14 protein-coding genes are annotated in these 20,340 nt (G+C 36.4%); all 14 read right to left on the bottom strand.

Going from position 1 to position 20,340, the window contains the following annotated elements; translation table 11 throughout:
• Positions 1 to 17 precede the first annotated feature (17 nt).
• The 14 genes from BR65_RS10895 to BR65_RS10830 all read right to left on the bottom strand — a co-directional run bounded on the left by BR65_RS10895 (position 18) and on the right by BR65_RS10830 (position 20,208).
• On the bottom strand, positions 18 to 1,913 hold the full coding sequence (locus BR65_RS10895; RefSeq protein ID WP_051932745.1) for an LTA synthase family protein: 1,896 nt from the start codon (positions 1,911 to 1,913) through the stop codon (positions 18 to 20).
• Between the two features lie 15 nt (positions 1,914 to 1,928).
• Positions 1,929 to 2,897 carry a glycosyltransferase family 2 protein gene (locus BR65_RS10890; RefSeq protein WP_034538795.1) on the bottom strand — a complete coding sequence of 323 codons (969 nt, stop codon included), beginning with the start codon at positions 2,895 to 2,897 and terminating at the stop codon, positions 1,929 to 1,931.
• A 127-nt stretch (positions 2,898 to 3,024) separates the two neighbouring features.
• Entirely contained in the window at positions 3,025 to 3,852 is an 828-nt protein-coding gene (gene nadE / locus BR65_RS10885; RefSeq protein ID WP_034538168.1) for an ammonia-dependent NAD(+) synthetase, read from the bottom strand.
• Between the two features lie 119 nt (positions 3,853 to 3,971).
• Entirely contained in the window at positions 3,972 to 5,438 is a 1,467-nt protein-coding gene (locus BR65_RS10880) for a nicotinate phosphoribosyltransferase (RefSeq protein WP_034538167.1), read from the bottom strand.
• A gap of 87 nt (positions 5,439 to 5,525) precedes the next feature.
• Complete coding sequence (locus BR65_RS10875; RefSeq protein WP_034538166.1) at positions 5,526 to 6,944, bottom strand: glycosyl hydrolase family 28-related protein; 1,419 nt, start codon at positions 6,942 to 6,944, stop codon at positions 5,526 to 5,528.
• A gap of 5 nt (positions 6,945 to 6,949) precedes the next feature.
• The gene (locus tag BR65_RS10870) at positions 6,950 to 7,429 is read right to left on the bottom strand and encodes a SprT family protein (protein ID WP_023176783.1); all 480 of its coding nucleotides are present in this window, start codon (positions 7,427 to 7,429) and stop codon (positions 6,950 to 6,952) included.
• A 165-nt stretch (positions 7,430 to 7,594) separates the two neighbouring features.
• Positions 7,595 to 9,772 carry a Tex family protein gene (locus BR65_RS10865; protein ID WP_034538163.1) on the bottom strand — a complete coding sequence of 726 codons (2,178 nt, stop codon included), beginning with the start codon at positions 9,770 to 9,772 and terminating at the stop codon, positions 7,595 to 7,597.
• 144 nt (positions 9,773 to 9,916) lie between these two features.
• A complete protein-coding gene (locus BR65_RS10860; protein WP_034538160.1) occupies positions 9,917 to 10,744 on the bottom strand; it encodes a metallophosphoesterase in 828 nt (275 codons plus the stop codon).
• Positions 10,745 to 10,794: 50 nt separating this feature from the next.
• Positions 10,795 to 12,312 carry an ABC transporter permease/substrate-binding protein gene (locus BR65_RS10855; RefSeq protein ID WP_023176777.1) on the bottom strand — a complete coding sequence of 506 codons (1,518 nt, stop codon included), beginning with the start codon at positions 12,310 to 12,312 and terminating at the stop codon, positions 10,795 to 10,797.
• A gap of 1 nt (position 12,313) precedes the next feature.
• Positions 12,314 to 13,294, bottom strand: coding sequence for an ABC transporter ATP-binding protein (locus BR65_RS10850; protein ID WP_034538157.1), 981 nt, complete (start codon positions 13,292 to 13,294; stop codon positions 12,314 to 12,316).
• A gap of 35 nt (positions 13,295 to 13,329) precedes the next feature.
• On the bottom strand, positions 13,330 to 14,064 hold the full coding sequence (locus BR65_RS10845) for a metallophosphoesterase (protein ID WP_034538156.1): 735 nt from the start codon (positions 14,062 to 14,064) through the stop codon (positions 13,330 to 13,332).
• A 240-nt stretch (positions 14,065 to 14,304) separates the two neighbouring features.
• Complete coding sequence (locus BR65_RS10840; RefSeq protein WP_034538153.1) at positions 14,305 to 15,696, bottom strand: L-cystine transporter; 1,392 nt, start codon at positions 15,694 to 15,696, stop codon at positions 14,305 to 14,307.
• A gap of 279 nt (positions 15,697 to 15,975) precedes the next feature.
• Positions 15,976 to 17,340, bottom strand: a complete 1,365-nt coding sequence (locus tag BR65_RS10835; protein WP_034538152.1) for a DUF1576 domain-containing protein — start codon at positions 17,338 to 17,340, stop codon at positions 15,976 to 15,978.
• 195 nt (positions 17,341 to 17,535) lie between these two features.
• Entirely contained in the window at positions 17,536 to 20,208 is a 2,673-nt protein-coding gene (locus BR65_RS10830; RefSeq protein WP_156098882.1) for a cation-translocating P-type ATPase, read from the bottom strand.
• Between the last annotated feature and the right edge of the window lie 132 nt (positions 20,209 to 20,340).

Genomic DNA, 20,340 nt, shown 5'->3' with positions numbered 1-20,340 from the left:
AAGTAAAAAACAAGCACTCAATTTTCAAAAAAATTAAGTACTTGGCTATAATTTTCTCCTGCTGTTACATCGTATTGAATCATATCGTATACATTTAGTAAATCTTGAGTTTCTTTTGAAAGATCTTTCCGTTCAGTAATGATTGTTTCTGTATTATTTTCAAGATATAGTCCTTTTTCAAAAGCCGGTAACCCTTCTTCTAATTCCATTAAAAATGCGTAAAAAGGAGTAACCTGTGCATTTGCAATAGTTAAAATATGATTCATGAAATAAATAGGACTGATTGTTCCTAATGTATCATCGTTTACCGAAAAATTAGAATAGATAAGCAGCGGAGTCTGATGCATCTTTAAACTTCCATTGGTTTCAACAATGCTCTCACTATAAAAACTAGGCAAATGATCTCCCCAAAAAACCACGATCGTTTTTTCCGGTAATTGTTCGATAGTTGTTAAAAAATCATCTAATGCATCATCACTATATTTTAAGTCTTGTAGATAATTAGCAGCTTCTTTAGCGTTTCCTGTTCCTTGCGCTGAAAAATCTGTATTTGGGTATTTACCACTATAACTCATATGATTTTGCATACTTACCAAGTGGATAAAATCAGATTCTTTTGTGTGTTTCATTTGTTTTAAAACTTCATGATAGGCAGACTGGTCTGAAATATACGGATTTCGATCATTTTTTTCGACAAACTCCATATTTGTTTCATTTAGAAATGTTTTAAATCCAAGCTTTTGATACACTTCATTGCGTTTGTACATGGTTGTATTGTACGGATGGATAGCAGTCGTAGCATAATTTTGTTGGTTCAAATAAGACACAATAGAAGGCAATTTACTCATTCTAGAAACCAATTGTGTATAAGGTGTTGTTAAACTAGCTGCCATTGGTTCCATTGATAATCCAGTTAATGCTTCAAATTCAATATTGGCTGTTCCGCCTCCATACCCTTGTGATAGAATTTTTCCGCTTAAAGTTGTTTTTTCTAACTCGCGGATCTTGGGAATAGGGTCTTTTGAGAGGGTTATTCCTTCAAGATCTAAAGGATCTGAAAAACTTTCATTCATCACATAAATAATATTTACATCATTTAATGCAGCCTTCCTACTTTCATTTATCTCTGCAGCTTTTTCTTCATATTTGTGAACAATATCCGCCACTTGTTGTTTTGAATAATTTATTGGTTTTGTCATAGCATTTATACCAAGATTGTATAGAAACCCTCCGATAAATCCATTGTTGTAATAATTCATTTGCTGACTATAAGGAATCCAGTAAGCATACCGATCATAAGCAGCCTTAAATACATTCCCTGTTTGATTAAAACAAGAACTGTAAAAAAGAATGAAACTAGCTACTAGAAATGTACTTCCTCTTATTAGCCAACTTGCTTTAGTTTGTACTGGTCTTTCCCATTGGTTCTTTCTTTTTTTTCTAACTAAAATAAAGACAGCTATACTTACTAAACAAAGAAAAAAAATACCCATTGCTAAGATAAGTTTGCTATCAATCATACGAATCAAAAAAGGCAATTCTCGAATCATCGAAAAATCAGAAGGGTACAATGGTTCTCCACGTAACGCCATTTTCTGTTGTGTTGTAACGCCAATCACTAGTACACCTAAAAGCAAGATAAGAGCACTCAACCAGCGAGATCCGAAAAGAGACGTCATCCATATGTACAAAACAAATAGTAAAAACGCTCCGAATAAAAATAATTCTGTATGCCAATTGAAAGCAAAATTCATTGCTAAGGAAAAGCTGTATTGGTTTTGAAAAAATTGCAGTAAAAAATTCCCTGCGATTGACATTATCAGCCCAACCAGAATCGTTTTCAAGCAACCTGTTAAAATCGTTTGAGCCTTATATGAAAATGCCCATTTTTTTTTCTTCTTTATTTTTCTCATTTTCATTCACCTTTATTAAAGAACTTTCTTTTGTTTCTTTTCGTTTTTTTGATTGTTATCTGTTTCTTTTAAAATATAAATAGGTCTTTTCTTCGTTTCTAAATATGTTTTTCCTAAATATTTCCCAACGATCCCTAAACAAAATAGCTGCAACCCTCCAATAGCTAATATTATGGTTACTAATGATGGCCAACCTGCTGTAGGATCATCAAATAAAACCGTTCGGATAACAATCACGATCATAAAGAAAACAGCTGCAACAAACGAAAAAAGTCCTACAAAAGAAGCTATTGCCAACGGAATATCTGAAAAATCCACAATGGCATCTAATGAATATTTAAATAATGTCCAAATAGACCACGTAGATTTACCTGCGGATCGTTCTTTATTTTCAAACTCTAAATATTTGGTGTCAAAGCCTACCCAACTAAAAATCCCTTTCGAAAAACGATTTACCTCAGTCATAGAAAGAATAGCCTCAACCATTTGACGAGTCATTAACCGATAATCTCGCGCACCGTCTACAAATTCAACTGCAGAAATGCGATTCATGATTCGATAAAACTCTTTTGCTAAAAAAGAACGGAGCGGCGGTTCGCCTTTTCGGCTCACTCTCCTTGTCCCTACACAATCGTATGCTTCTTCACGTATCAGACGAAGCATTTGAGGCAGCAATTCAGGTGGATCTTGTAAGTCAACATCCATCACTGCTACATAATCTCCTGTAGCATGTTCTAAGCCAGCATATAAAGCAGCTTCTTTGCCAAAGTTTCGCGAAAAAGACAGATATCTAATGGTCGTTGGATGTTGTTGAACCATTTCGCGTAAAATAGTCAACGTATGATCCTTTGAACCATCATTGACAAAGATATATTCAATAGTTGTATTCTCTAATAGTGACTGTATCTTTTCAACTGCATCAAAAAAAAGGGGAATCGTCTGTTCCTCGTTATAACAAGGAATGACAAGTGACAATTTTTCCATTTCCACTGTTTTCACCTCTCATTCTAAATGTACAATCACTTAAATCTAATGCTACCTAGTAACAGAAAAAAGCTGGAATAAATTTTCCAGCCTTTTAGTGTTTTATTTCCTTTTATTACAAGTACTGTTATTTCCAAAAATCATCAAAAATCGTAATCGGCAAATGGCGTTTATGTTCTGTTTTCACATACCAACTCTCAATAGTTTGAGCTGCTGCTTCAGCAATTTCTTTTCCTTCTAGGTAATCATCAATTTGATCATACGTTACACCTAACGCCATTTCATCTGGTAAAGAAGGTTTGTCTTCTTCTAGATCAGCCGTTGGAACTTTTTCATACAAATGTTTAGGAGCTCCTAATTCTTTTAATAAGGCTTTTCCTTGACGTTTGTTTAATCTAAATATAGGATTGATATCCGTTCCGCCGTCTCCGAATTTTGTGTAAAATCCAGTAATTGATTCTGCAGAATGATCGGTTCCTAATACTGCTCCATTGTTGCTTCCAGCTATTGCATATTGGATGATCATGCGTTGACGAGCTTTAATATTTCCTTTAACAAAATCTTTGATTGGAATACCTGATTCTTCCAGTGTTTGTACTGTTGCATCCACTCCAGGTTTTACATTTACTTTCACTACCTTGTCTGCACCAATAAACTCAATGGCATCCATAGCATCTTTTTCATCTGCTTGTTCTCCATAAGGAAGACGTATTGCAATAAACTGATAAGAAATATCTCCTGTTTCTTCACGCAATTCATTCACAGCTATTTGGCCTAATTTACCGACTAAGGTAGAATCTTGGCCTCCACTGATCCCTAATACCAGCGTTTTTAAAAAGGAATGTTTTTTTAAATACGCTTTTAAAAAATCGACACTTTTACGTATTTCTTCTTTTGGATCAATAGATGGTTTGACTTGCATTGCTTTTATGATTTGGTTTCTTAATTCAGTCATATTTCTTATCCTCTTTTCTTCATTTAGTGGTTAAATGTAGTATAGCATAGTTTTTTTTAGGGCTCTAATAATTCTGTTTTCAAAAAAAAGAATCCAACTTCGATTCTTTTTTTGATTACTTATTTAGCCAAACTATTTACTTCATCGCGTACTTTTTCAATCGATTTGATCTTATGGTCATAAGCCGCTTGCGATAAATCGACGGGATAAGCCTCAGGATTTAAACTGCGCTTATATTCTTCCCAAAGCATACCTAAACTGATTTCTGCATAAGCTTTGATCTCTGGTAATTTTGGCAAATCATAAACCAAAGTACCGTCAACAAAAATTTCTTTTAAGAGCGGTCTAGCACTAAAATTCTTGACCGTTTTATTGATATACGTGTGCACAGGATGAAACATAAACAATTCTTCTTTTTGATCGGGTCTTTCTTCCCAGAGCGTAATGTAATCTCCTTCAGATTTCCCATCATCATTTTTGGTGATGCGCCAAACTTGTTTTTTACCTGGTGTTGAAACTTTTTCAGCATTGCTGGAAAGCTTCAATGTGTCTACCATGTTTCCTTGTTCATCTTCAATGGAAACTAATTTATACACTGCTCCAAGAGCCGGTTGGTCGTAAGCTGTGATTAATTTTGTTCCCACGCCCCATACATCGATTCTAGCACCTTGCATTTTCAAGTTTAAAATCGTTTTATCATCTAAATCATTAGATGCATATATTTTGGCTTCAGTGAAACCTGCATCATCAAGCTGTTGACGTACACGTTTTGAAATGTAAGCCATATCGCCGCTGTCGATACGAACGCCTTGGAAGTTAATCTTATTGCCAAGTTCTTTTGCTACTCGAATAGCATTAGGCACACCAGATTTTAATGTGTCATAAGTATCTACTAAAAAGACACAGTCTTTATGCGTTGTTCCATAAGCCATGAAAGCATCGTAATCATTTCGGTAGACTTGGACTAATGAATGAGCATGTGTTCCGCTGACCGGAATGCCAAAGATTTTGCCCGCACGCGTATTACTGGTTGCATCACATCCGCCAATATAAGCTGCTCTTGTTCCCCAAATAGCTGCATCCATCTCTTGAGCTCTCCTTGTTCCAAACTCTAAGACAGGTTCATCTTTTACGATTGCCTTGATTGCAGATGCCTTAGTAGCGATAAGCGTTTGGTAATTAAGTATGTTCAAGATTGCTGTCTCAACTAATTGACAATCGGCTAAAGGCCCTTCAACTTGTAGTAAGGGTTCTCCAGCAAATACCACTTCCCCTTCTACCATCGAACGAATCGTTCCTCTAAATTTAAAATTCTTCAGATATTCTAAAAATGCCTCCGGGTAAGTATCTAAACTTCTCAAATAATCGATATCGCTTTTTGTAAACTTCAAACTTTGAATGTAGTGCACAACACGCTCTAAACCAGCGAAAATAGCATAGCCGCTGTCAAAGGGATTACTTCTGTAATACGATTCAAAAACCGCATGAGTGTCTGCTTTTCCTAACTCCCAATACGTTTTCATCATATTGATTTGGTATAAATCAGTGTGTAATGCCCAACTGTCATCTGGATAAATAGTATTCATTACTCTTCCCCTATCTCTTATTTATTCCCGTTAATCATAACATAAAACCATGAAAAATAGGGTAGTTTCATCGGTGTGCTTAGCCGATTATTCCAATTGATCTATTTGGACTCGTCCAGTTTCTTTTCCTATGCGAATCGGCTTGATTGAACGCTCATAATTTTTCAGTTCAATATGTCTTACAGCTACTTCCCCCGCTCGGTATTGAATAGATAATGCAATTTTATCTGAAGATTCATCTATCTTTGTTAAAGCAAAAAAATGATTGATGGCTACTTTTTGATAAGCAGATACAACGAGTGCTCTTGGCGTTGAAGCTGCATAGAGATCCGTTTTTTGAGGGCAGTCTGCTGCAAGAAATGTTGCTCGGATGCCAAATGCCGAAACAGAATACTCATCTTCTCCTTGATGATGACCAATGTGCCTAAAGTTATAGGAACGATTATCTTGTCTGGAATAATGACCAATGATTTGTACGTCTGATGCTGCCGAACTGGTTTGATGCGCTTTTATTTCTATTCCGCCAAAGCAAAAAGCAGTGAAGTTATTTGCCAGAGTAACATGTTGTGAACCATCATCTATTTCGATGCCATTAGAATTTGAATAACCTTTTTTGTGAGCACGGCCGCTGGGATGATGCGCATAAGAATTAGAGATAAAGATATGATCGCTGTGATGCGTCGTTATGCCATCGTCGCCAAATCCGCTCGTCTCAATGCCATCTAGCCAGACAAATTGACTGCCGCCTTTTGCTCTAAGACCATCGCCAAAATAATTGTACATAGGAGATGTGACATCGATTCCGTGCAATCCAGGATCAATGACGTTCACGTTTCGAACTATGCCATATTTAACTTGGGCTAAAGTAATGCCGCTGGAATAAGTTCCGCCGCTCGCTGTTTTTTCTGTGCTGGTCAGCCTAGCACTATTCCAGTCCAGAGTCATTCCTTCAATTCGAATATGGTGGTTACCTTTTACATGGTGTTGGTTGGTGATCAATCGTGTTTTTTTAGGCGCTTTTTTATGCAAGGTCAGAACGGTTTGATTCGGCCCGCTGCCGATCAGTTCGGTATGAGAAGGGAGTCTGATTCCTTTTACCACATAGTTACCTGGGGGCACAATCACACGTCTGTAACCTGAAGAAACAGCTTTTTTAAATGCTAAGGTGCAATCTGTTCTTCCATCTCCCAGTGCACCATAATCAAGCACAGATACCGTTTTTATGTTCTTTTTCAGCCAATCCATTTCAACGTCCAATACCATTTTCCAAAGTGGAAAAATTTCCCCTTCTTTACTGACTAAAACAGGCGGTTCCGTTGTAAAATCTGTTTTCCTATTGCTAAATCCATTTACTGTCAACCAGCCTTTTTTTTGTTCGGCTAATTTGCCAGCTAACGTTCGAAATATTTTTTCTGTTTCATCAATAGCATTTTGTTTTTTTATTGGACTAGCATAAGATGGAAAGATAAATGCTATTTTTTGCCGGATCATTTGTTCTTGATTCATTATTTTCACCCCTTAAGGTTCACTGTTTCGTTCCTTATCCCAATGTACATCAACTTTCCTTTACACTGACCACACACATACTTTTCGGTATTGACTCTGCGCTGCCGATAAATCAACTGAGAACATCCTTGGCATTGGTAAAGCACTAAGCTCTTAGCTGGTTTAGATTTACTTAACGACTTTACAAATCTTGATCCGCCAACTTCTTTTAATAATTGTTTAAATTCCTTATCTTTGTGCTGAAACCCTTGGTTCGTTAAATGCAAATGATAGTGACAAAGCTCATGTTTGATAACGCCTAAAAATTCTTCTGATCCAAAAGTCTCTAGAATGAGTGGATTAAAATCTAAATTATGGGACGTTAAATGATAACGCCCTCCAGTAGTCCGCAAACGACGATTAAATACGGCTTGGTGTTTGAAGGGTAATCCAAAATACGCTAATGACGTTTCTTGCACCAATTGCTGTAATTCTGCTTGATTCATTTTTGTTCTTCCTTTTTTAGTAAGTCCGTTTCCTTTTTACTTTTCCTTAGATTAACTTATAGCTTATTTTACAAGTTTACAAACTATTCGACAACTAAAAGACATTAAACAAAAAGCGAAGAGTTTGGGAAAATGTCCCGAATTCTTCACTTTTTTCGTATTTTTTTATTCTTTTGGTTTTAACATCGTTAACGCAATGCGCCCTTTTTTCAAATCTACATCATCGACCCAAACGGTCACGACATCTCCAACTGAAACGACATTTGTCGGATGTTGGATATAACCTTTGCTTAATTTAGAGATATGGACCATTCCATCTTGTTTGACCCCTATATCCACAAATGCACCAAAATCGACTACGTTTCTAACGGTTCCTTCTAATTCCATACCTGGCACTAAGTCTTCCATACTTAAGACATCTGTGCGTAACAATGGAGCAGACAATTCATCTCGCAAATCGCGACCAGGTTGTGATAAAGCTTGCACCATATCTTTTACGGTTTCTTTTCCTAAGCCAACTTGTTCTGCCAGCAGCGCTAAATCTAATTTTTCTAACGCCTTCTTGGCTTCCATACTGCCAACTTTCGCCAATGAAAGTTCAGCTAATTCAAGAATTTCTTTAGCTTCTTTATACGTTTCAGGATGAATACCTGTATTGTCCAATACATTTTTCCCATCGATGATCCGTAAGAATCCAACCGCTTGTTCATACGCTTTAGGGCCTAAACGAGAAACTTTTTTCAATTGAGCACGACTTGCAAATCGGCCATTTTCTTCACGGTAAGCTACGACATTCGTTGCTGTTGTTTTATTTAGACCGGCAACATGCTGCAATAAAGGTGCACTTGCAGTGTTCACATTGACACCCACTTGGTTAACCGCCGTTTCTACTACAAAATCAAGGCGTTCTTCTAAGCGTTTTTGAGAAACATCGTGTTGATATTGACCTACACCAACTGATTTAGGGTCGATTTTTACAAGTTCGGCTAATGGATCTTGCAATCGTCGAGCGATACTAACTGCACTTCTTTGTTCAACCTGTAAATCCGGAAATTCTTCTCTAGCCGTTTTACTTGCTGAATAAACGGATGCCCCTGCTTCATTGACAATGACATAAAAGACTTGTCGATCTAGTTCTTTTAAGTTTTCAGCAACGAATGTTTCAGATTCACGACTAGCTGTTCCATTTCCTATCGCGATCATTTCAACTTCATAAGACTCAACCAACTGTTTGAATTTATCAGCTGCTTCAGCACGTGCAGCTGCACCTGCTGGTTTATGCGGATAGATCACATCAATAGCTAATACTTTCCCTGTAGGGTCAATGACCGCTAACTTACAACCTGTACGATAAGCTGGATCTAAGCCTAAAACAATTTTACCTTTTAAAGGAGCTTGCAATAATAAATTACGTAAATTTTCACCAAAAATATGAATGGCTTGTTCTCCAGCTGTTTCCGTTAATTCGGCACGGATCTCACGTTCGATCGATGGTCCGATAAACCGTTTGTAGCTGTCTTCATATGCTGCTGTTATAAAAGGAGCAGCTGTTGATTGCGGTTGTTCAATCAATTGCTTTTCTAAATAATCATGGATCCTTCTTTCATCCAGATCAAAAGAAACTTTCAAAATATCTTCTTTTTCGCCGCGATTCATAGCCAAAATACGGTGTGAGGCAACTTTTGACAAGGGTTCACTATAGTCGTAATACATCTCAAAAGTCCCTTTTTCATCTTTATCAGCATTTTTGACTTTAGCTGTAATCGCTCCGTTTTTAGAACTGTACTCGCGGATCCACGTACGGTATTTTGGTTCGTCTCCGATAAGTTCAGCAAGAATTTCATGAGCACCAGCTAATGCATCTGCACTTGTTGCAACTTGATTTTCGTCACTCACATACTTCTCTGCTTCAGCAAGTATGTCTTCTGTTGGAAAAGTCAGCAACCATTGCGCTAAGGGTTCCAAGCCGCTTTCTTTTGCTATCGTTGCTTTTGTACGACGTTTTTGTTTAAATGGACGATACAGATCTTCCACTAATTGCATTTTTGCTGCTTTTTTGATTTTCCCTTCAAGTTCAGGTGTTAACTTCCCTTGGTCTTCAATGCTTCTTAACACGTCATTTTTACGTTTTTCTAGATTAGTCAAATAACTATGACGCTCTTCTATTTCGCGTATTTGAACTTCATCCAACGTCCCCGTCATTTCTTTTCGGTAACGAGCTATAAAAGGGACTGTATTCCCTTCAGCTAATAAATCTAACACAGTTGTTAATTGCTTTTTAGAGTAACTTTTCAATTCGTTTTTTAATAAGTCTAAGACAATCGTTTCATTTGTTTCAGTCATTTATTTCTTCCTCTCTCGTTCCACTTTACTTAGTTATTTTACCATAAACATAAGAGGCTAACCAACTCACTCTTAAATATAGGTAAGAGCATGTACAATAAAAAAAGATAGGCAAAAGGTTTTTATCCTTTTCGCCTATCTTTTTTATTCTGGCAAATGAAACGTAAGAAGTGCATTTACGATTTCTGCTTCTGGATCTTTGGTCAACCAATGTTTTGATCCTCCTAAGCAAGCACAAATGTAATTGATTTGGTTATCGACTAACGTTTTTCTGAAATGAACATGTCCCATAACGCTGTAAGCTATCGGGTATTTTTGGTAGAGCTTTTCATAAGAAGAGCTTCCTAGAAAAGCATTAAAATAATCATAAATTTTATGCGGCAACGGAACCACAAATCTAGGATGGGTGACCACATGCGTCATCAAGATAATTTTTCTCTCTCCAACGGACTGAAGGTCTGACTCTAACTGACCCAGCATCCACTGAGCCACCTGTTTATTTTCTTTTCCCCAATGAACATAGCGCTTATCTTGCCACATGCCAAATCTTAATTTCATTTCATTAAACTCTTCTTCAGTATATTTGCTTTGGTCTCCATACCCATAATCATACCATCCGGGATTTCCTACAATGGCCCAGTCATCATTTAGAATATAGGGTTGATCCACTAAATTGTTTGGCTGATTTTTAAAGAATTGATAGATTTTTTTAGTGTCAGTCTCACCATTTTTTATTGACCAGAAATCATGATTGCCTGGAACAAATAGAATAGGAATACCGCTTTTTTGCGTTACCTCATCTAAGAACTTTTGCGATTCTAAGTAATCACTACTGATATCCCCGGCTAGCAATAACACGTCAATTTTTTGATGCTTGATCTGCTTTATGAGTATTTCTGCATAGGTTTCATTTTCTTTTAGTTTCTTTCTATTGGTATCAATGTGTAAATCTGATAGCACCCCAATTTTCATACTATTCTCCTTTATTGCATCTTGTTTAAATGATTCGTTCACTCCTATTTTTATTCGGCTAGCAAACCATTTTCAGTTAAGAATTGCTGTGCCACTTCACTTGCACTTTTCCCCGTCACATTAACTGCAAAATTCATTTCTCGCATTTCAGCATCTGTAATTTTACCAGATAGCTGATTTAAACTGTTTTCAACTTCTGGAAAATCCTCTATTGTCTCGTTCAACATCAATGGAGCTCCTTGGTAAGGTGGAAACAAACCGCGATCGTCTTCCAAAACAACCAAGTCATACTGAGCAAGTTCACTATCGGTTGAATACGCATCTACTAAATTGATGTCTCCTGTTTCAATCGCTGTATAACGGAGTTTAGGTTCCATTGTTTGGACTTCCCCAAAAGTTAGGCCGTATAAATCTTGAATCCCTAAGTAACCATCTTGACGATCAGAAAATTCTAATGTAAAACCAGCTTTGATCTCATCCGCAATAGGAATTAAATCAGATATGGTTTCAAGTTGATACTCTTCTGCTAGTTCTTTCGTGACCGCAAGCGTATACGTATTATTGAATGCCATAGGTTCTAATAAAGACATATCATATTGTTCAGCTAACCCTTCTTTTGCTTGTTGGAAAACTTCTTGTTCATCTGAAGATGTAATTTCTTCATTTAAAAAAGTAGCTAAGATCGTTCCGGTATACTCTGTATAAACATCGATATCGCCTGATTCTAATGCGTTAAATACAAATGTTGTTTTCCCCATATTAGGTTCTAGAGTAACCTCTACATCCGTTTGGTCTTCAATCAAATATTTGTACATATTCATAATAATTTCAGGTTCTGCGCCTAATTTACCAGCTATAATCAGTTCTTCTTTGTCTTTTGTCAATAATGGAGCAATCAACAAACCTAAAATAAGTACACTAAGAATCCCTAATGTGATAACCGTTTTCTTAAACGAGATTTTTTCAAATAAGCTTAGAAGATAATCAAATAAAATAGCTAATAAGGCCGCTGGAATAGCACCTAATAAAATCAAATGATTGTTTCCACGATCGATCCCTAATAAAATAAGACTTCCTAAACCACCCGCACCAATTAGAGCCGCAATCGTTCCGGTTCCAATGATCAACACCATGGCATTGCGAATCCCAGCCATAATGATTGGCATAGCGATTGGAATCTGAACTTTGATTAGTTTCCTCCAACGACTCATCCCCATTGCATCCGCCGCTTCGTTTAGTGAAGGGTCAATTTCATTTAATCCTGTGTAGGCATTTCTTAGAATAGGCAGTAAGGCATAAATCACTAATGCTATAACGGCCGGCACAGAACCTATTCCTACTAATGGAATCATCAATCCTAAAAGAGCAAGAGATGGGATAGTTTGAAATATTGAGGTGATTTGGATCATGACGGCTGCCAGTTTTTTATGTCTGGTTAAGTAAATTGCTAATGGAATCGCTATAATAACCGCTATAAACAATGAAATAAACGATAATTGCATGTGTTCGATCAAGGCCGTTAATAATTCACCTTTACGTTCTTGTAAAGTGGCAATAAATGCACTCATTCTATTTCACCACACTTTCTTGTTCGACAGAAATTTCTTGAGCCAAATAGGTCAGTAACTGTTGCTTCGTAATTCTACCGATCACATTTTCTTCATTTCCTTTGATGATGACAAATTCTTTTTCAGCTAAAGCAACGATCAAGGCATCAATAGTATCTTCAGGAACTAAGTAAAATCCAATTTCATCAGTTACTTCAAGCGGTTCGAATAGTCCAGCTGCTATCACCTGTTGGATTGTTTGGTCTTCTTTAAGAGCGATCGTACCTGTTTGTAAAAAGTTGCGAACAAAATCATTTTTAGGATGGCTTCGGATTTCATCCGGAGTTCCTATTTGTTCGATTTTCCCTTTGTTCATCAAGCAGATACGGTCTCCCAAAGCTAAAGCTTCTTGCATATCATGTGTGACAAAAACAATCGTCTTATTTAATTTTTTTTGTAATTTGGCCACATCTCGCTGTAAATTACTTTTACTGATCGGATCCAACGCACTAAAAGGCTCATCCATTAAAATAATGTCAGGGTTGGCTGCTAACGCCCGTACTACTCCGACTCTTTGTTGCTCTCCACCTGATAATTCAGCTGTTTTACGGTTGCGATAAGTATCTGGATCTAAACCGACACTGGCAAGCAACTCTGTGACTCTTTGTTGCATTTCAGCTTTAGACCACTTCTTCATTTCCGGTACGACCGTAATATTTTCTTCAACTGTCATATTAGGAAATAAAGCAATTTGTTGGAGCACATACCCAATATTCCATCGTAACTCTTGCAAATTGTAATCGCTAATTGGTTTGTCGTTTATTCGAATAAACCCTTCAGTCAATGGAATCAATCGATTGATCATTTTTAGTGTGGTTGTCTTTCCGCTGCCGCTTGGTCCAATCAGCACAAAAAACTCGCCATCCTTTATTTCCAAATCCAGTTCTGAAACAACCGCTTTTCCTTTTTCATATTCTTTAGAAACATTTTCAAACAGAATCATTTTATCTCTCCTTTGATTAACTGATTATTTTTGACTTATACTCTTCCATCCCAAACATATCCAATATTATCTATTTTAATATCTTTCACTAAATTTGTCTCATTGAATAAAACTCCATGAAGCGCGCCTCCATATACAGCTCCTCCATCTATGCCGATTTTATTATCTTTTATCCACAGATCAGTTGTATGATTATCACCGTATAAAGCTGGCGTGATCGTGTGTCCAAATACAATTATCTTCCCAGTATTATTTTTCTCTTTATGAAAAGAGTCTCGAATCCAGACATAATCCTCATCAGATGTTTGACGCCAGTCACGCTTAGACAAATCGACGCCAGCATGCACAAACAAAAAATCTCCCCATTCATAATAAAGGGGCAGTGTTTCAAGAAATGGTTTTAATGCGGGGTAGCGACTAGCCAGAAACATTCCGATCTCTGTCGGAGAATATTCAGCATCTAAACCTGGATGCAAAAAAGTTTCAAGTGTCTTCATCCCGCCATTTAAACAGTAAAGTTCATAATTTCTTTCAGGGTCATTCATAAAATTAAGCAACATCTCTTCATGATTGCCTTTTAAATAAATGGCTCCCTTTTCTTCTACCAATATTTTCGCCAACAGCAGACATTCTTTTGGATTTTCGCCACGATCTCCTAGATCTCCAATTAAAAGCAGCTGTTGTGTATCTTCATTCCAATTGGTCAGCATCTTTTTAAATAAAGAAATTTGCCCATGTACATCTCCTAATGCAAATAATTCCTTTTTCATCTTCAAACACCTCTTTGGGTCTTTTCATTAGTATACCAGTTGGTCGACAAATTAGATAAAATATTGTTTTTTAACCTTGAAGTTAATTCGCATTCTTCTTTTTATCAAGGATGTTTAGTCCAGAAAATCAGCTTTATACCTTTAAATAAACAAAAAAACGTTCACTGCAAAAAATGCAATGAACGTTTTTTTGAATTGCTGAAACTGCTGTCTCAGTCTTTTTTTACTTCATTTTTTAGTTTAGATATCAGACTTTACAACTGCAGAGTCATCATTGAAAATTTCTTCATTGAATGTTTTTAATCGTTTAGATGATACGATACCAGCAATCATACTGTCATTTACATTCAACAATGTACGAGCCATATCAATAATTGGTTCAACAGAAATAACTAATCCAACAATTGCTACAGGTAAGTTTAATGATCCTAAGACAATTAAAGCAGCAAATGTTGCTCCGCCACCTACACCTGCAACACCAAATGAACTGATCGTAACAACAGCCATGATTGTAAGAATATAAGCTGGGCTAAAAATATCTATTCCTGCAGCTGGAGCTACGATAGCAGCCAACATTGCTGGATAAATTCCAGCACATCCGTTTTGTCCGATAGATAAACCAAATGTTCCAGAGAAGTTTGCAGAAGCTTCATCTACACCTAAAGCTTTTGTTTGTGTTTCGATATTCAATGGTAATGCACCCGCACTAGAACGTGCAGTAAATGCAAAACTCAATACTGTAAAAGATTTTTTCAAATATTGGATTGGGCTAACTTTTAACCCAAGTAAAATGAGCATATGAATTAAAAACATCACAATAATTGCTGCGTATGAAGCAATGACAAAAACACCTAGATTAACTAATGCATTAAAATCACTTGTTGCTAATGCTTTAGTCATTAATGCAAAGATCCCATAAGGTGTTAAACGCAATACCAACGTAACAATACGCATCACAATAGCATATAAACTATGAATGATCTTAGCAAAAAATTCGCCGGCTTCTTTATCTTTACGATGAACTCCTAAATAAGCTACTCCCACAAAAGCAGAGAAAATAACCACAGCAATTGTACTTGTAGAACGAGCATTCGATAAATCAGCAAAGAAATTAACTGGAATAAATTCTAAAATTTGTTCTGGGATACTTAGATCCGCTACTTGTGCTTCTCTTTCACTTAATTCTGCAATACGTGCAGTTTCAACAGCACCTTGACTAAATTCTGCTCCGTCTAGGTTAAACACCATCACACTAGCTATCCCTATTAAGGCAGCTATCGCTGTGGTAGCAAGCAAGGTTGCTAGTACGTTAAAACTAATTTTACCAAGGTCTTTAGACCCTTCAATTTTTGTAAAAGCTCCTACAATGGATACAAAAATCAACGGCATGATCAGCATTTGTAAAAATTTAACATAGCCTGTACCGACTATACTGATCCACTCAATAGATTTTGTTGTTACTTCACTGCTTGAACCGAATATCAATTGTAAAACAGCTCCGAATAAAACACCTGATCCTAAAGCAATAAAAACACGTGTTGAAAATTTCATGTGTCTCTTTTGTAATTGCCAGAATCCCACTAGTATTGCAACGAATAATACTAATACAATACCAATATAAAGATTTGTCATAATAATCCTCCCTTTTTTTGCTCTCTTAATAAGAAAGCAGATCCATCATAAGATTAAAGGTCTCAAGTAGCCCATTCCAAAGTGACTACCCTAAAATTGAGGATTTTCCTCAGATTTTTAGTGACTAATAAATATTACTTTACTTTTGTAAGGAAATCAAGCGAAAAAATAACATCCAGCCAATTACATTGAAAACTTACCTCTTCATATAGGAAAAACCTTTTGATATAATGCCTTATCTTGAAAAATGATAAACAAAAAATTATTATTTTCATTGTACTATTCCGGACTATTTTTTGTCTTTTCCAGGTCTTCAACAGGTTCAGTATTGATTATAGGCTTTATCAGTTCTTTATTTTTCCGGTTATTTTTATGGAAGAAAACGACTTCTAATAAAGGAACGATTATAGCTGCTGTAAACCCTCCTGAAAAACCATTGTTATAAAGATTCATACCTGCATGCAAATAACTTATATTCGTTACGATAACCATATGCAAACTGCCTGCTAAAATTCCAGCAATCACTCCATAATGTCCGCTAACAGGGGCTAAAGTTGTTCCAAATAATGCAGTAAGTAAAAAACTAGTACTCGATAATTCAGTGGATGTTAACCAGCCTACAAGCAATACTCCTAAAAGAATAGGAAAAACGTTTTTCACGTGTTTTCCAAAAGCTCCAAAACCAACTACTGTAAATATTCCTCCAATAACTGGTCCATTTAATTCTCCTCTTACTATTAACACAAAGGTAGTGGTTAGCACACCTAACAAAGCCATATTTAACAAGGTTAGTCCTAATCCATGGCGTTCCATAAAATCAGGTCCGCCTCTTCCATCTTCATTCAAAAAATTAGAGTACCCCGAAAACGAACCGCCATTAAGATAAATTCCGCCACTAAATAATAAAATAAACAAACTATAAAGATAAATGGATAAAGGTTGATTATAACCATGTGATACTAAATAAACCGTATCTACTTCTATACCATAGGCTCTAAAAAATGCAATAAAAGCCATACCAATAATTCCAGCAGTAAATCCAATATTATAAAGACTAAACCCTTTATGAAAACTAGCAAAATGACGTGATAATGGTGGCAAAATCAGTCCCACAATAACGCCTGCTGTACATCCTAAAAAAATCCCTGTGAAAAACGAAAATCCGCTATTGAATGCTACTTCACTCACTAATGGCCCTAAAGCAGTACCGTATAAAGCAGATAATAAATAATTTTTAAATGGTGTACGAGTCAATTTAGCATACAATAATACTCCAACAATAATTGGAATAGAATTAAACAAATTTTTACCAAATAAAGAGAATCCTGCTATCGTGAAGATAGCAGCAAACAAGGGACCCGATAACGATACTTTCGTTGACCGGATAATGAACAGACTTTTTATGATCATCAAAGCCGCATTAATAAATGCCGCGCCAACATTTGCTAGTTTGAAATAATCCGTTACTAGATTAGCCGGAGAAATAAGAATTTTAAGACTTCCCTGCCAAATTTCTTCAAGTGTATTGAAGTGAAGAGCTAGTCCAACTAGCATAAGAGAGAATAGAAAAGCAATACTATATTTTATTTTTTCTGTTATCAATGGATCTTCTTCCTGTAAAGGTGGAAACCATAGTTTTTCCATAAGCATCAACCTCTTTTCTTTAATAATCCGATTAGATCTTAAAATTCATTTAAAAAAAGCGAGTACTTGCTATTCAAAAATAATAACACGCATTTTTTGCAAGCACAATTTATTTTTTAAATAGTATGTCATCTTTCTAAAAAAAGCATCCCTAAAATCAGGAATGCTTTTTTCTATTTAGTTTATTCTCTTTCATCAATTTTTATTCTTAGAGAACCTTCGCATAAAGAATTTCACTATTTCTACTAAAGGAACAATAGAAATGGAAGCTCCTAATACTAACAGCCATTGATTAATATTTAATGATGACACACTAAACGCATCGTTTAAACCAGGTATTAATATAACGGCACTTAATAATGCTGCCGATAGTAAAATAGCTAAGTTGAAGGTTTTATTTTTGAAAAAACCGACAGTAAATAGCGATTTTTTAATCGATTTGACATTAAATGCATGGAATAATTGTAGTAAACCTAGTGTAGCAAACGCCATTGTTAAGGCATCTTCATGAACTAGATGTAAATCATTTGGATGTGCTGGATAGTGAGTTGCCCACCAATACACAAATAATGTAATTCCTCCTTCAAAAATCCCTTGATAGATCAAACTGGGAAGAACGCCATTTGAAAAGAAGGTCGCTTTTCTTCCTCTTGGTGGCTTTTTCATTGCGTCCGCTTCAGCTGGTTCCAATCCTAAAGCAATTGCTGGGAAGGTATCGGTCACAAGATTGATCCATAAAATATGGACCGGTGCTAAAATATTCCACCCTAGTAAAGTAGCAATAAATAAGGTAAGCACTTCACCTAGGTTAGCTGATAATAGAAATTGAATAGCTTTTTGAATATTTGAAAAAACTTTCCGTCCTTCTTCGACTGAAACGACGATCGTTGAAAAGTTGTCATCTGCTAAAACCATATCACTGGCACCTTTGGAAACTTCTGTACCTGTAATTCCCATTCCAATTCCGATATCAGCTGTTTTAAGCGCTGGTGCATCGTTGACTCCATCACCCGTCATAGCTACGATTTTCCCAGCCTTTTGCCAAGCTTTAACAATTCGAACTTTATGTTCAGGAGATACCCTAGCATATACAGAATAATCTTTCACTTTAGTTGCAAAATCATGATCACTGATTTTATCTAATTCTGCCCCTGTTAAAACTCCACCTTGTTGTTTTTCTTCTAAAATACCTAAACGTCGTGCAATAGCTTCCGCTGTGTCTCGATGGTCTCCTGTGATCATTACAGGACGAATACCAGCTTCTCTTGCCACTCTAACAGCATCTTTCGCCTCTTCACGTTCTGGATCGATCATTCCAGTTAGACCTGCAAAAACCAGGTCTTGTTCAACACCTTCCGTGGTTACATCGGTTGGCAGTTGATCAACGATTTTATAAGCCATTGCTAATACTCTTAAAGCTTGTGTTGCCAAATCATGGTTCACATCTAAAATGGTTTCTTTCATTTTTTCATCTAAAGGTTGAATCTCGCCTTTGTTATCTATTTGTGTACATCTTTTTAACAGCTCATCTGGTGCTCCTTTTGTCCCAACGAAAAATTTCCCATCCGGCAGCTGATGAATCGTAGACATCAATTTACGATCCGACTCAAAAGGTACTTCCGCAACACGCGGCTCTTTGGCTAATTCTTCTTTCACATTCATTCCTTTATCTAAAGCAAATTTTACCATTGCTGTTTCTGTTGGATCGCCGATCAGTGTTCCATCATTTGCAATTTGAGTATCATTACTATAGGTCATTACTCGAACAACGGGAGCCTGCAAATCAATATCGTCTTCATTACTTTGTATTGCTCCATTTAGATAGACCTTTTCAATCGTCATTTTATTCATCGTCAATGTTCCTGTTTTATCAGAACAAATGATATCAGTACTACCCAACGTTTCAACAGCTGGCAAATTTCGGATCAATGCTTTTCGTTTTGCCATCTTTTGTGTACCTAACGCTAAAATAATCGTTACGATCGCAGGCAGTCCTTCAGGTATAGCCGCAACTGCTAAAGAAATTGACGTCAACAGCATGTCTAACCATTCACGACCATTGAACATCCCTACGCCAAACATCACGACAGCGACGATCAAAATCGCAATCGTTAAATACTTTCCTAAACGATTTAAGTTTTCTTGTAAAGGCGTCATTGTTTCTTCAGAAGTAGCTAACATATCTGCAATTTTACCTACTTCTGTATTCATACCCGTTCCAACAACAATTCCTTCTCCACGTCCATAAGTAACATTGCTGTTCATAAAAGCCATATTGAGCCGATCGCCAATCCCTACTTTTTCATCTTCGATCATTGTAATGTCTTTTGATACGGCTTCAGACTCTCCCGTTAAAGCCGATTCTTCTATTTTAAGAGAAGCCACTTCAAACAAGCGCAAATCTGCAGCTACCACATCTCCAGCTTCTAATAGCAGAACGTCTCCTGGAACTAACTGATCACTTTTTAAAGAAACAACATTTCCATCGCGTTTAACTCTGGCTTCCGGAGAAGACATTTTTTTCAAAGCATCAATTGCTTCTTCTGCTTTGGCTTCTTGGTAAACTCCCAATATAGCATTTAAAACCACCACGACTAAAATAATAATAGCATCTGTAACATCTCCGAAAATAGCTGAAATAAGAGCAGCTGCCAATAAGACTAAAATCATAAAATCTTTAAATTGTTCTAAAAATTTAACAAATATACTTTTGGATTTTCCTTGATCTAGTTCATTTGGTCCAAATTCCGCGATTCGTTTTTCTGCTTCACTCGATGTCAGTCCTTTTTTATTGGCTTCCATCTTTTTTAAAACCGTTTCTTCATCTTGAGCAAAAAAAGCTTCTTTCAGTTGCTGCTTTCTCTCCATCATTCATCCACCCTCTCTAACTTGTTTCAACTATTAAGTATGAAAACCATTTCTTTTAGTACCTGTTCTTTAAAAAAAATAAAACGCTTTAATCCTATTCTCATTTCTTAATTTGATTATATCTTTAGGTGA

Source organism: Carnobacterium inhibens subsp. inhibens DSM 13024, from assembly GCF_000746825.1.
Classification (GTDB): domain Bacteria; phylum Bacillota; class Bacilli; order Lactobacillales; family Carnobacteriaceae; genus Carnobacterium_B; species Carnobacterium_B inhibens.
This window is presented reverse-complemented; position numbering and strand designations above follow the sequence as displayed.

What these genes read in the sequence shown, in the direction of transcription:
- BR65_RS10895 (WP_051932745.1), bottom strand. Translation starts at nt 1,913, where the DNA reads ATGAGAAAAATAAAGAAGAAAAAAAAATGGGCATTTTCATATAAGGCT.
- BR65_RS10890 (WP_034538795.1), bottom strand. Translation starts at nt 2,897, where the DNA reads ATGGAAAAATTGTCACTTGTCATTCCTTGTTATAACGAGGAACAGACG.
- nadE (WP_034538168.1), bottom strand. Translation starts at nt 3,852, where the DNA reads ATGACTGAATTAAGAAACCAAATCATAAAAGCAATGCAAGTCAAACCA.
- BR65_RS10880 (WP_034538167.1), bottom strand. Translation starts at nt 5,438, where the DNA reads ATGAATACTATTTATCCAGATGACAGTTGGGCATTACACACTGATTTA.
- BR65_RS10875 (WP_034538166.1), bottom strand. Translation starts at nt 6,944, where the DNA reads ATGAATCAAGAACAAATGATCCGGCAAAAAATAGCATTTATCTTTCCA.
- BR65_RS10870 (WP_023176783.1), bottom strand. Translation starts at nt 7,429, where the DNA reads ATGAATCAAGCAGAATTACAGCAATTGGTGCAAGAAACGTCATTAGCG.
- BR65_RS10865 (WP_034538163.1), bottom strand. Translation starts at nt 9,772, where the DNA reads ATGACTGAAACAAATGAAACGATTGTCTTAGACTTATTAAAAAACGAA.
- BR65_RS10860 (WP_034538160.1), bottom strand. Translation starts at nt 10,744, where the DNA reads ATGAAAATTGGGGTGCTATCAGATTTACACATTGATACCAATAGAAAG.
- BR65_RS10855 (WP_023176777.1), bottom strand. Translation starts at nt 12,312, where the DNA reads ATGAGTGCATTTATTGCCACTTTACAAGAACGTAAAGGTGAATTATTA.
- BR65_RS10850 (WP_034538157.1), bottom strand. Translation starts at nt 13,294, where the DNA reads ATGATTCTGTTTGAAAATGTTTCTAAAGAATATGAAAAAGGAAAAGCG.
- BR65_RS10845 (WP_034538156.1), bottom strand. Translation starts at nt 14,064, where the DNA reads ATGAAAAAGGAATTATTTGCATTAGGAGATGTACATGGGCAAATTTCT.
- BR65_RS10840 (WP_034538153.1), bottom strand. Translation starts at nt 15,696, where the DNA reads ATGACAAATCTTTATATTGGTATTGTATTAGTATTATTCGTTGCAATA.
- BR65_RS10835 (WP_034538152.1), bottom strand. Translation starts at nt 17,340, where the DNA reads ATGGAAAAACTATGGTTTCCACCTTTACAGGAAGAAGATCCATTGATA.
- BR65_RS10830 (WP_156098882.1), bottom strand. Translation starts at nt 20,208, where the DNA reads ATGGAGAGAAAGCAGCAACTGAAAGAAGCTTTTTTTGCTCAAGATGAA.